At 63.2% G+C, this 12,614-nt stretch carries 10 protein-coding genes; 5 read left to right on the forward strand and 5 right to left on the reverse strand.

The window, feature by feature from the left end:
- Positions 1-63 precede the first annotated feature (63 nt).
- Positions 64-1,608 carry an ATP-binding protein gene (locus GM655_RS05770; RefSeq protein ID WP_155433608.1) on the forward strand — a complete coding sequence of 515 codons (1,545 nt, stop codon included), beginning with the start codon at positions 64-66 and terminating at the stop codon, positions 1,606-1,608.
- A 21-nt stretch (positions 1,609-1,629) separates the two neighbouring features.
- A complete protein-coding gene (locus GM655_RS05775; RefSeq protein WP_155433609.1) occupies positions 1,630-2,337 on the forward strand; it encodes a response regulator in 708 nt (235 codons plus the stop codon).
- A 1-nt stretch (position 2,338) separates the two neighbouring features.
- On the opposite strand, the gene GM655_RS05780 is transcribed toward GM655_RS05775, so the two are convergent.
- Positions 2,339-3,160 carry a phosphonate ABC transporter ATP-binding protein gene (locus GM655_RS05780; RefSeq protein WP_155433610.1) on the reverse strand — a complete coding sequence of 274 codons (822 nt, stop codon included), beginning with the start codon at positions 3,158-3,160 and terminating at the stop codon, positions 2,339-2,341.
- Positions 3,161-3,163: 3 nt separating this feature from the next.
- Entirely contained in the window at positions 3,164-4,039 is an 876-nt protein-coding gene (locus tag GM655_RS05785; RefSeq protein ID WP_155433611.1) for a putative selenate ABC transporter substrate-binding protein, read from the reverse strand.
- A 257-nt stretch (positions 4,040-4,296) separates the two neighbouring features.
- On the opposite strand from GM655_RS05785, the gene egtD reads away from it, so the two are divergent.
- Together egtD and egtB are read left to right on the forward strand one after the other, a co-directional pair.
- Positions 4,297-5,265, forward strand: a complete 969-nt coding sequence (gene egtD / locus GM655_RS05790; RefSeq protein WP_155433612.1) for an L-histidine N(alpha)-methyltransferase — start codon at positions 4,297-4,299, stop codon at positions 5,263-5,265.
- Positions 5,262-6,536, forward strand: coding sequence for an ergothioneine biosynthesis protein EgtB (gene egtB / locus GM655_RS05795; protein WP_371866714.1), 1,275 nt, complete (start codon positions 5,262-5,264; stop codon positions 6,534-6,536). Before egtD ends, egtB begins: the two co-directional genes overlap by 4 nt.
- 37 nt (positions 6,537-6,573) lie before the next feature.
- On the opposite strand, the gene GM655_RS05800 is transcribed toward egtB, so the two are convergent.
- Together GM655_RS05800 and leuA are read right to left on the reverse strand one after the other, a co-directional pair.
- Positions 6,574-8,121: a methyl-accepting chemotaxis protein gene (locus GM655_RS05800; RefSeq protein ID WP_155433613.1), complete on the reverse strand. Its 1,548-nt coding sequence runs from the start codon at positions 8,119-8,121 to the stop codon at positions 6,574-6,576.
- A 145-nt stretch (positions 8,122-8,266) separates the two neighbouring features.
- The gene (leuA, locus tag GM655_RS05805) at positions 8,267-9,964 is read right to left on the reverse strand and encodes a 2-isopropylmalate synthase (protein ID WP_155433614.1); all 1,698 of its coding nucleotides are present in this window, start codon (positions 9,962-9,964) and stop codon (positions 8,267-8,269) included.
- A gap of 494 nt (positions 9,965-10,458) precedes the next feature.
- On the opposite strand from leuA, the gene GM655_RS05810 reads away from it, so the two are divergent.
- On the forward strand, positions 10,459-11,529 hold the full coding sequence (locus GM655_RS05810) for a rhodanese-like domain-containing protein (protein ID WP_155434157.1): 1,071 nt from the start codon (positions 10,459-10,461) through the stop codon (positions 11,527-11,529).
- 2 nt (positions 11,530-11,531) lie between these two features.
- On the opposite strand, the gene selD is transcribed toward GM655_RS05810, so the two are convergent.
- Complete coding sequence (selD, locus tag GM655_RS05815; RefSeq protein WP_155433615.1) at positions 11,532-12,581, reverse strand: selenide, water dikinase SelD; 1,050 nt, start codon at positions 12,579-12,581, stop codon at positions 11,532-11,534.
- Between the last annotated feature and the right edge of the window lie 33 nt (positions 12,582-12,614).

The following is a 12,614-nucleotide window of genomic DNA, read 5'->3' on the forward strand; positions in this document are numbered from 1 at the left end:
ATGCACATTCGGCAGGTATGATGGCAACACACCATGTGGTGCAACTGGAGTGACAGGAAACCCATGCTCAACCGATGGCGCTGGACAATCGCACGCAAGCTGGCGCTGGCCATCACGGCCATCGTGCTGCTGTGTCTGGGCACCATGGCGTGGGTGACCAATCTGAGCTTGCAGCGCGGATTTGTCTCCTATCTCAACCAACTGCAGACTCAGGATCTGGACCAGTTGCGCGTGCTGCTCGAGCAGCGTTATCGGCGCGAAGGCAATTTCGAATGGCTGCGTGGCCGGCCGCGCGTGCTCGGTGATCTGGTGGCCGAAATGCAGCCGCAGTTGCAGGCCGATGCGGCCGATGAGCGGCCTCCCCGGGGCCGGCCGGACGGGCGCCGTGGCCCGCCCCGTGGCGAAGGGCCACCCCGTACCGATGGCTCGCCCGGCTATGGCCCGCCCACTTATGGCCATCCAGCGCCGCCACCCAGACCGCGCGCCGATCCGCCACCCAACCGGCACGATCCGGTGGGCTTTTTGTCGCGCATCTCCATCGTTGATGCGGACGGGCGCAATTTGATCGGCCCGCCCGATTTTCCGCCCGGGATAGAGCGCGATATCAAGGTGGACGGGCAGGTGGTGGGGCGTATGCGTTTGCTGCCGCTGCGTCAGGCCAGTGGCAGTGATGCCAGTGCGGCCGGTTTCCTGCGCGACCAGTTGCGCAACATCGTGCTGCTGGCCTGCGCCTTGCTGGGTCTGGCCATCCTTGCCGCCATCTGGCTGGCGCGCCACCTGCTGCGCCCTGTGGCCGCGCTGCGTGATGTGACGGCGCAGCTGGCACGCGGCGAATTTGCCGCCCGTGCGCCGCTGCTGTTGCGCGATGAACTGGCCGAGCTGGCGCTACACGTGAATGCCATGGCCGAAGCGCTGCAGGCCAGTGAACAGCAGCGCCGCCAGCAACTGGCCGATGTGTCGCACGAACTGCGTACGCCGCTGTCGGTGATACGCGGCGAAATCGAAGCGCTGCAGGATGGCATCCGTCAGGCCGATACACAGGCGCTGGCCTCGCTGCATGCGGAAGTGCTGCGCCTGAACCAGCTGGTGGATGATCTGCACCAGCTCACCATGGCCGATGCGGGCGATCTGCAATACGACTGGCAGGTGGTGGAACTGGCGCCGCTGCTGCAGCCGCTGTTGTTGCGTTACCAGTCGCGCGCGCGTGATCGCGGGCTGGACCTGAGCTGGCAACTGGCGCCACAACCGCTGCGCGTGCGTGCCGATGCGGGCCGGCTGACGCAGGTGCTGATCAATCTGCTGGAGAACAGCCTGCGCTACACCGATAGCGGCGGCCAGATCGTGCTGACACTGCTGCCACTGGGCGCACAGGCCGAAATCACGCTGGAAGACACGGCGCCCGGCGTACCGGCCGGCGCCCTCGGGCAATTGTTCGAACGGCTATACCGGGTAGATGCCGCGCGCACGCGCGAGCGTGGCGGCAGTGGGCTGGGGCTGGCGATCTGCCGTGCGTTGGTGCAGGCGCACGGCGGCGAGATCAGCGCCAGCGCTTCAGTACTGGGCGGGGTGCGTATGCAGTTGCGCCTGCCGTTGTACACGGGCGGGTGACGACAGGAGAACGGGACGAACATGGAGCAATTGCAGCACATACTGATCGTGGAAGATGACAGCAAGATCGCGGCGCTGCTGAACGACTATTTCGTTGCGGCCGGCTACCGCTGCAGCCATGTGGCGGACGGCCTCGCAGCAGTGGAGCAGGTGCGCAATGGCGGCGTTGATCTGATGCTGCTCGACCTGATGCTGCCCGGGCTGGATGGCATAGGCGTGTGTCGCGCCGTGCGCGGTTTTTCTGAGCTGCCCATCATCATGCTGACGGCGCGCGTAACGGAGGTGGACCGCCTGTTGGGACTGGAAACGGGCGCGGACGATTATGTGTGCAAGCCTTTCAGCCCGCGCGAAGTGGTGGCACGGGCGCGTGTGCATCTGCGCCGCAGTGCGGCCATGCCGCTACCCATGCCGGCGCCGCAGAGCACTGCCATATCGGCAGCGGCAGGGCTGGTAGTACAGCGCGAGCAGATGCGCATCACGCTTGATGGTCAGGCGCTGGTCCTGACGCCAGTGGAATTCCGGCTGCTGGCCGAATTGATAGGTCAGCCCCAGCGCGTGTACTCGCGCCAGCAACTGCTTGACCTATCGCATGAAGATCAGCGCGACACCAGCGACCGTACGGTGGATTCGCATATCCGTAATCTGCGCCGCAAGCTGGGCGCCCGCGCCGAATGCCTGCAATCAGTGTACGGCGTGGGCTACCGTTATGAGCCCGAGCGCTGCCAATAGCTTATAGGCAGGCGCCAGCGCCGGGGATGACGGCCAGCGGATCGATGGCCTTTTCCGCTGCCGGTGCGGCCGGCACTTCGCCTTGATACAGCGTGGCGATCATGGCCGGCGTGACCTGTTCGCGCGGCAGATCGAAGGCAATGCGGCCATCGCGCAGCGCGATGATGCGGGGGAAGTGGGCCAGTGCCAGTTCCACCTGATGCAGGCTGCAGATCAGGGTGGCGTTGCGCTGGCGTGCTTCTTCGCGCAGGGTATTGAGCGTGAGACTGGACAGGGCCGGATCGAGTGCCGATAGCGGCTCGTCCACCAGCAGCGCCTGTGCCGGCGACAGCAGCAGGCGTGCCAGCGCACAGCGCTGGCGTTCGCCGCCGGATAGCCGGTCTACCCGCGAGTACAGCTTGTCGCCCAGATTGAAGCGCGACAGGGCTTGCCACGCCGCTTCCGGATCGGCCGGTTTGAACAGCGAAGCGAGCGCACGCCACAAGCTCCATTGCGGCAGACGTGCCGCCAGCACGGCCGTCACCACGCGCTGGCGCGGTGGCAGCGGCGGCGTTTGCGGCGCCAGAAACAGCCTGGCGCGCAGGCGGTGGCGTTCACTGTGCGAGAGCTGCCACGGCGTCAGGCCGAAGGCCTGCAAGCTGCCGCTGGCCGGTTGCTGAGCCAGTGCCAGCGTGGCCAGCAGCGTGGTTTTGCCTGCGCCGGAAGGGCCGATCAGGGCGATCTGCTCGCCCTGTGCAATGCTCAGGTTCAGGCTATGCAGCGCGGCCTGCTGCGCTGCGCCGGGATGGCGCACCGTCAGCTCCTGCAATTGATAAGTCAGCATCGATTACTTCTTCAGCAGGCCTGCGTTCTGGGCTGCGGCTTCGATGGCAGTGTAGTTTTCAGCCTTGGTAGGGATGAATTTGGAAGCACGCTGCAGATCCATGATGACCTTGTCCTGCGGATTTTTCGGATCCAGTGCGAGGAAAGCGTCGGTCAGCTTTTTCTTCAGATCGGCGTTCATGTCGGTGCGTACGCTCCAGTTGTAATCGTAGTAGCCGGGGGTGGTGTAGAACACCCGCACGACGGCCGGATCGACCTTCTTCTCGCCTACCAGTTTTTCCCACACGGAGATATTCAGTGCGCCGGCATCGACCTTGCCGCCAGCAACGGCGGCCACGGTGGCGTCATGTGCGCCGGAGAAGGCGATGCGTTTCAGGTCGGTATCAGGATTGATCTTGGCGGCCAGCAGGAAGGAGCGTGGCATCAGGTGGCCCGAGGTGGACGATTCGGAACCGAAGCTCAGGGTGCGGCCTTTCAGGTCTTCCAGCTTGTTGATGTCCTTGTTGGTGGTGATGAAGACGGAGCGGAATTTCTCGTCTTCGGCGCGCTGCACCAGCGGGGTAATCTGGTTCTTGCTGCGGTCCTTGGCTTGCACGAAGGTGAAGCCGCCGAACCACACCATGTCCACTTTCTTGTTGATCAGGGCTTCCACCGAGGCAGCGTAATCGGTCACCGGGGTGAATTCCACCTTCATGCCTATCTTCTTCTCCAGATACTCGCCCAGCGGCTTGAACTTGCGCTGTAATTCGGTAGGGGCTTCGTCAGGAATGGCCGAAACGCGGAATACGTGGTCGGCCGACTGTGCCTGAGCAAAGGCGGTTGCTGCCAGCAGCGAGGCGGCAAACAGGGATTTGAGCGTGTTCAGAGGAGAAAACTTCATGGCGGTGACCTTGTCCTTATGGTGGTTGATTGCTGGTCTGGGTGGGACGCCGCACTGAAACAATGGCGTCACACGGGAAAATACGACTTCAGCTATCATAGCAAACATCGGCAGCCGGGATCATCACCTTGAAAGGGTTAGCAATGATGCAGATGACGGAAAGTTGCAGCACCCGGCCTACGGCCGCAGCAATTGGCGATACTTGCAGCAGTCCTCCCGCCAGCCCTTCCGGTCATTCCCCCAGCAGCCAAGGTTCCATGCCGCCACTGGCCCGCTGCAGCGCGCCCGCAGTCGCGCAGGGCAGCTCTGCCGTGGTGGCGGAAATCGGCGCCGGCCTGCAGGCGCGCCGGCCTCATATCTCACCCAAATACCTGTATGACACGCTGGGTTCGCGCCTGTTCGAGGCCATCTGCGAGCTCGATGAATACTATCCCACCCGTACCGAAGCGGCGATTTTTGCCCGCCATGGTGAGGATATTGCCGCCTGCATAGGGCAGGACATCAGCCTGATTGATCTCGGTGCGGGCAATTGCGCCAAAGCGGCCAGCCTGTTTCCGCTGCTGCGGCCGCGCCAGTATGTGCCGCTCGATATCTCGGCCGAGTTTCTGGGCGAGGCGGTAGCCGGGCTGCAGCAGCGTTTTCCTGCCATTGCCATGACCCCGCTCGGAGTGGATTTTTCCGCCGGCTTCCAGTTGCCCGAGCATATCAGCCAGGCGCGCCGGGTGTTCTTCTATCCCGGCTCCTCGATCGGCAATTTCTCGCCGCCGCAGGCGGTCGGCCTGCTGCGCAATCTGCGTGACAATCTGGGCGGCGATGGCGGCCTGCTGATAGGCATAGATCTGGTCAAGCAGAGCAGCGTGCTCGATGCGGCCTACAACGATGCGCTGGGCGTGCCGGCGGCCTTCAATCTGAACCTGCTGCGCCATGTGAACCGTCTGGCCGGCGCCAACTTCGATCTGCGCCAGTGGCAGCACTGCGCCTATTTCGACGAAGCGGCCAGCCGCATCGAAATGCATTTGCAGGCACAGTGCGATATCACCGTGCGCTGGCAGGGCGGGGCACGCCAGTTTGCGCGCGGCGACAGAATTCATACGGAAGACAGCTACAAGTACACACGCAGCGGTTTCCGCCAGTTGCTCGAAAGCGCAGGCTTCGAAGCGGTGCAGTACTGGACCGACCCGGCCAACTGGTTTGCCGTGCTGTATGCGCGCGCGGTGACGCGGTGAACCTGCTGTCCGAGCACTATCGGCAGGTGCGGCGCCACACGCTGGCGCTGGCCGAACCGCTGTCCGACGAGGATTGCGGCGCCCAGTCCATGACCGACGCCAGCCCCGTGAAATGGCATCTGGCCCATACCACGTGGTTCTTCGAGACTTTTATTCTGGAGCGGCTGGAAGCGGATTTTGTGCCGTTTCATACAGCCTTCCGCGTGCTGTTCAATTCCTACTACAACGGCATAGGCGAAAAGCACCCCCGTGCCCAGCGTGGCCTGCTGACGCGGCCTTCCATGGCGGAAGTGCGGGCTTACCGCAGCAATGTCGATGCGCGCCTGGTTAGGCTGCTGGCAGCCGCCAGTGGGCAGGATGGTACGGGTCTGCAGGCCGAGCTGGCGCCGCTGGTTACGCTGGGGCTGCAGCACGAGCAGCAGCATCAGGAACTGCTGCTCACCGACGTCAAGCATTTGCTGGCGCAGAACCCGCTGCTGCCGGCCTATCTGGCCCAGCCGCTGCAGCCGCCACCTGCTGCGCCGGTGCTGGAATGGCAGGCGTTTGAAGGCGGCTTGTGCGAAATCGGCCATCAGGGTGAAGGCTTCTGCTTCGATAACGAACTGCCGCGCCACCGCCAGTATCTGGCCCCGTTCGAGCTGGCGACGCGGCTGGTTAGCAATGGCGAGTATCTGGCTTTTATCGAAGCGGGCGGCTACCGCGATGCCAGCCTGTGGCTGGCCGAAGGCTGGGACTGGGTGCGCAGCCAGCAACTGGCAGCGCCGCTGTACTGGCGCCAGGACGGGCAGGGGCAATGGCACGAGTTCACGCTGTATGGCGAACAGCCGCTAGTGCCGGCGCGGCCCGCCTGCCACCTGTCGCTGTTCGAAGCCGATGCTTATGCGCGCTGGGCCGGTGCGCGCCTGCCCACGGAAGCCGAATGGGAATATGCGGCGCAGCGCGCCGGCGTGGCGGAGCCCTTGCAGGCCATGGCACTGCATCCGCGTTGCGCGGGCGAAGACGGTGATCGCGGCAGCCTGCTGCAGATGCTGGGGCAGGGCTGGCAGTGGACCAGCAGCAGTTATGCCGCCTATCCCGGCTTCCGTACGGCGGCCGGTGCGCTGGGCGAATACAACGGCAAGTTCATGCTCAACCAGTATGTGCTGCGCGGTTCGTCATGTGCCACGCCGGCCGGCCATGCGCGTATCAGCTACCGCAATTTCTTCCCCGCTGGCGCGCGCTGGCAATTCACGGCCATACGGCTGGCGCGCCAGAGCAGCGCCGCTGTCTAGGTGGCAGGCCAGCAGGCGGCGCTGCTGCCAGCACGCTTCAGGCGGAAATGCGGAACTGGCTGACCATCTGGCTCAGCTCATCGGCCTGATCCTGCATGGCCGCTGCCGCAGCGGCAGCCTGTTCCACCAGCGCCGCATTCTGCTGGGTCACTTCATCCATCTGGCTGATGGCGATGTTGATCTGCTCGATGCCGCCCAGTTGTTCCGTATCGGCGCGGGTGATATCGCCCACGATGGAGGTCACGCGGCGTATGCTTTCCTGCACCTCGTTCATGGTGCTGCCGGCCAGTTCCACCTGCTTGGCGCCGGCCGAAACCTTGTCCACCGAATCGTCGATCAGTTCCTTGATCTCTTTGGCGGCGGCCGCCGAGCGCTGGGCCAGATTGCGCACTTCCGTGGCCACCACGGCAAAGCCGCGCCCCTGTTCGCCGGCCCGTGCCGCTTCCACGGCGGCATTCAGCGCCAGAATATTGGTCTGGAAGGCGATACCGTCGATGACGGCAATGATGTCGACGATCTTGCGCGAGGAATCGTTAATCGAGTTCATGGTGCCGACCACCTGGCCCACCACTTCGCCGCCGCGGCGCGCCACTTCGTTGGCGGCACGCGCCAGCTCGTTAGCTTCGATGGCGTGGCCTGCGTTGTGCTTGACGGTGCTGGTCAGCTCTTCCATCGAGGCGGCCGTTTCTTCCAGCGAACTGGCCTGTTCTTCCGTGCGCGAGGACAGGTCCATATTGCCGGTGGCGATTTCGCTCGAGGCAGTGCGGATGGCTGTGGTGCCGCCGCGTACCCGGCCCACGATGTCGGACAGGTTGTCCGTCATCTGGCGCAGGGCCGTCAGTAGCTGGCCCATCTCATCGGTATGTTCGTGGCTGATGTGGCAGGTCAGATCACCTTTGGCCACAGCTTCCGCTGCAGCGACCGCCACGGCAATCGGCGCGGTGATCGAGCGCGTTACGCGCCAGGCGGCAAAGGCGCCAAAGGCCAGCGCGGCCAGTCCAACCCAGATCATCAGATGGCTGGCGACCGTGATGTGCTGCTTGATTTCTGCGCCATGCTCCGTCACCAGCGCGCGCTGGCGGTCGTTGAGTCGGCGTATGGATTCCTGCAGCACGGTTAGTTTAGGCAGCATGTCGGCGCGCAGGGCCGTCTGGGCCGCTTCGCGCTGGCCGGAGCCCAGCAGCTTGCCCACCTGCGAGAACGAGGCCACATAGGCTTTGCGCTGTTCGCGTATTTCCTGCAGCAGCGCCTTGCCTTCTGCGCGCATCACCAGTTGGTCCAGGGTTTCCAGTGCCGTCGTGATGGCTTTCTTGTTCGCGTCGATTTCCTTGTAGATGGCGGCGATGCGGCCGGGGTCTTCGGTGGTGAACAGCTCCAGCGTCAGCGCTGAATTGGCCCGTGTGGTGCTGCTGACCAGCGCTGCTGCATCAGCCTTGATCCAGTCCTGATCGATGATGGTGCTGCTCAGCGTGCCGATGCCATTGAGCTTCTGCAGGCTGACACCGATCACGATTGCCATCAGTAAGAGTACTGCACCAAAGGCAGCGCCCAGACGCGCGCCTATTTTCAGGTTGGAGATGAACATAGTGACATTTCCTTGGCGGGTGGATTTCAATTTAGTATAGCCACATCCCCATGGCGGAGAATTCACCGCGTTGCAACACAACAACGAAAAAGCCGCGTATTTCTACGCGGCTTTTCATTATTTATTTACTATTAAAACAATAGCTTCATGCGGGTGCAGTAGTCTTGCTCTCAGGCATGGTTTCACCGCGTTTGAGCTGGCGGTTGACCGCGCTCAGCACGGCTTTGAACGAGGCCGTGACGATGTTGCTGTCGATGGCGGCACCGAACAGGGTAGGGCCGTTAGCCAGACGCAGTTCCACGTAGCAGGCGGCCTTGGCATTGGCGCCCGAACCTATCGAATGCTCGTGGTAGTCCATCAGCTTGATGTCCAGCCCCAGTGCATTGACGAAGGCATCGATAGGGCCGTTGCCGCCACCTTGCAGGGCCAGTGGCGCATGCTGGTGCAGCAGGGCGATATCGATCTGCACCGGCTCGTCACTGGTGGTGTCTTCGGTCAGCTTGTGGGCGCTGTAGGCGTACGGCGTCACCGGCTCGAAATACTCTTTGCTGAAGATGTCGTAAATGCCCTGTGCCGTGATTTCGAGGCCGGTGGCATCGGCCACGGCCTGTACGGCGCGGCTGAATTCGATCTGCAGGCGGCGTGGCAGCACCAGACCGTAATCCTGTTCGAGCAGATAAGCCATGCCGCCTTTGCCGGACTGGCTGTTGACGCGAATCACGGCATCATAGCTGCGGCCCAGATCCTGCGGGTCGATAGGCAGATACGGGATCTCCCACAGTGCGCCTTCCTGCTGCTGGGCGAAGCCTTTTTTGATGGCGTCCTGATGCGAGCCGGAGAAGGCCGTGAACACCAGATCGCCCACGTACGGATGGCGCGGATGCACGGGCAACTGGTTGCATTCTTCCACCACCTTGCGCACTTCGTCGATGTCGGAGAAGTCCAGCCCCGGATGCACGCCTTGCGTGTACAGATTGAGCGCCAGCGTGACCAGATCGACGTTGCCGGTACGCTCGCCGTTGCCGAACAAGCAGCCTTCGACGCGGTCGGCGCCGGCCATCACGGCCAGTTCGGCCGAAGCCACGGCAGTGCCGCGGTCATTATGCGGGTGCACGCTGATGATCAGCGAGTCGCGCCGTGCCAGCTTGCGCGACATCCATTCGATCTGGTCGGCATACACATTCGGCGTGCTGCATTCCACCGTCGATGGCAGGTTGATGATCATTTTCTTCTGCGGGGTCGGTTCCCAGATGGCCGTGACGGCGTCGCAGATATGCTTGGAGAAATCCAGCTCCGTGGTCGAGAACGATTCCGGCGTGTATTCGAAACCCCAGTCAGTCTGCGGGTATTGCTTGACCAGTTCTTTCACCAGCTTGGTGCCGGTGGTGGCGATGCTGGTGATCTGTTCGCGCGACATGCCGAACACCACTTTGCGGAACACCGGTGCTACCGAGTTATACAGGTGGATGATGGCGCGCTTGGCGCCCACCGCCGATTCCACCGTGCGGCGTATCAGTTCTTCGCGCGACTGGGTCAGCACGATGATGGTCACGTCGTCAGGGATGCGGTTTTCCTCGATCAGCATGCGCACGAAGTCGAAGTCGGTCTGCGAGGCGGAAGGGAAGCCGACTTCGATTTCCTTCAGGCCGATCTTCACCAGCAGTTCGAAGAAACGCAGCTTTTTCTCGGTGCTCATAGGCTCGATCAGCGCCTGATTGCCATCGCGCAGGTCGGTGCTCATCCAGATAGGTGGACGGCTGATGATCTGGTTAGGCCACTGGCGGTCGGTCAATTGAACGGCGGGGAAGGCGCGGTATTTCGCTGCCGGGTTTTGCAACATCATGGGGTGCTCCTGAGTCTTGAAAAGAAAAGTGCTGGATGCCGGCCTGGGCTGGCGCTCTGCTGTGGCAACTGGCTGCCGGGCGGCCACGGGACACTAGGCCAGGCAACCGATCGGTAGCATTAGCAGTAGCGGCAGGGCGCATGCGTGCGCAGGCAGCGCGCGGTATGCGGCAGCGCAGGCGCGGGTGCAAACGCTGGTGCAATGCTGAGCATGGGTAGCCGGGTGGAGCATCGGTGCAAACTTTCCTGGGTTTTTGAAGACTGGAGGGGCTTGTGGCCGCCGCCGGGGGTACAGCTGGAACGCGATTTAGGCGCGTGCTAGGAGACGCGCTGCTAGCGATAGGGCGCTGGCAGGCGATAGCAGGAAAGCGGATAGGTGCAGATGCGAGGTCATGGCCTTAAATGTACGAGAAAGCCGGCGCAGGTGTCAAGCAAAATTGCTTGAAGGTTCATCGGAGTCTGGTATCGTGATGTTTTTTGCCGGGTTCTGCCATGTTGATCTTCCGCCAGCTATACGATGCCGCTTCCTCGACCTACACCTATCTGCTGGGCGACCGTGCCAGCGGCGAAGCGCTGCTGATCGACCCCGTGTACGAACAGGTGCCGCGCGATCTGGCACTGCTGGAGGAGCTGGGCCTGCGCCTGGTGGCCACGCTCGATACCCACGTCCATGCCGACCACGTGACGGGCGCATGGCGCCTGAGCCAGCGCTGCGGCAGCCGCATCGCGCTGGCGGCGGTGGCCGGTGCGCAGGGCGTGCAGCGCGCCCTCAAGCATATGGACATCGTGACTTTCGGCAGCCGCCATGTGGCCGTGCGCGCCACGCCGGGCCATACCAATGGCTGCCTGACCTTTGTGCTGGATGACCAGAGCATGGCTTTTACGGGCGACTGTTTGCTGATCCGCGGCTGCGGCCGCACCGACTTCCAGCAGGGCAGCCCGCGCCATCTGTTTGCTTCCGTGCGCGGCCAGATCCTGACCCTGCCGGACGACTGTCTGCTGTATCCGGGCCACGATTATCGCGGCATCACCGTGACCACGGTGGCGGAGGAGCGGCGCTACAACCCGCGTCTGGGCGGCGATGTGGACGTGGGCGATTTCACTGGCTATATGGACAACCTGCACCTGCCCCATCCGAAGCAGATGGCAGTCGCCGTGCCGGCCAATCTGCGCTGCGGCCAGCCAGATGGTGCGGCGCCGCCGATGGATAACCCGGACTGGGCACCACTGACGCTGCGCTTTAGCGGGGTGTGGGAAATCGAGCCCATGGCCTTGCTGGAACTCGGCGATCGCGTGCAGATCGTCGATGTGCGCGAACAGGCCGAGTTCATCGACCAGCTAGGCCACCTGCAGGGCGCCAAGCTGGTGCCGCTGTCGCAGCTGACCGAGCGGGTGGACGAATTCGAGCGCAATCGTCCACTGGTGGTGGTGTGCCGCTCGGGCGTGCGTTCGGCGCAGGCCAGCGTGCTGCTGACCAAGGCCGGCTTCACGCAGGTGGCCAATCTGGCCGGCGGCATGCTGCGCTGGCGCGGCGAAGCGCTGCCGGTCGACAGCGCTGCGGAATAGGCTTATCCGGCGACTACCACGCGCGCTGCACCGGCCTGCATCCGGCCGATCACGCTGGCGTGCTCGAAGCCTTCGCGCTTGAACAGCGCCAGTACCTGATCCACGCTGGCCGGATCGCACGATACCAGCAGGCCGCCGGAAGTCTGCGGGTCCGTCAGCAGCATGTGCTGGGCTTGAGTGATGCCGGGCGCCAGTTGCACATCCTTGCCATAGCCTTCCCAGTTGCGGCCCGAAGCGCCCGTGAAGTAGCCGTCGTGCGCCAGTTGTTCCACGTCCGGCAGCAGCGGAATATCGGCCATCTTCAGCTGCGCTTCCAGTCCCGCGCCACGGGCCAGTTCCAGCAGGTGGCCCAGCAGGCCGAAGCCCGTGACGTCCGTCATCGCGTGTACGCCAGCCAGCTCGGACAGCGCCTTGCCCGGCTTATTCAGCTTGGTGGTGTTGGCGATCATGGCCTGATAGCCGGCTGCATCGAGCTGGCCTTTTTTGAGTGCCGCCGACAGCACGCCCACGCCTAGCGGTTTGCCCAGTATCAGTACGTCGCCGGCCTTGGCGTCGGCATTGCGCTTGACGCGCGACGGGTGCACCAGCCCCATCACCACCAGCCCATAGATAGGCTCGACCGAATCGATGGTGTGGCCGCCGGCGATGGGTATGCCTGCTTCGGCGCATATCGATTCGCCGCCTTTGATAATCTGGCCTATGGTGTCGATCGGCAGTTTATTGATAGGCATGCCCACCAGTGCCAGCGCCATGATGGGCGTGCCGCCCATGGCGTACACGTCGGAGATGGCATTGGTGGCGGCTATCCGGCCGAAGTCGTAAGGATCGTCGACGATGGGCATGAAGAAATCGGTGGTCGCGATCAGCGCCTGTTCGTCGTTAAGCTGGTAGACGGCTGCATCGTCCGAGGTTTCTATCCCGACCAGCAGTTCTTTCGGTACGGGGAAACCGCAGGAATTCTTCAGTATCTGGGACAGTACGCCGGGCGCGATCTTGCAGCCGCAGCCGCCGCCGTGCGAGAACGAAGTCAGGCGGATGGGTTCATTGCTCATGGTGGATTTCCTGATGTCGGATCGATGATGGCA

This window comes from Pseudoduganella danionis (assembly GCF_009720775.1).
GTDB lineage: Bacteria > Pseudomonadota > Gammaproteobacteria > Burkholderiales > Burkholderiaceae_D > Rugamonas > Rugamonas danionis.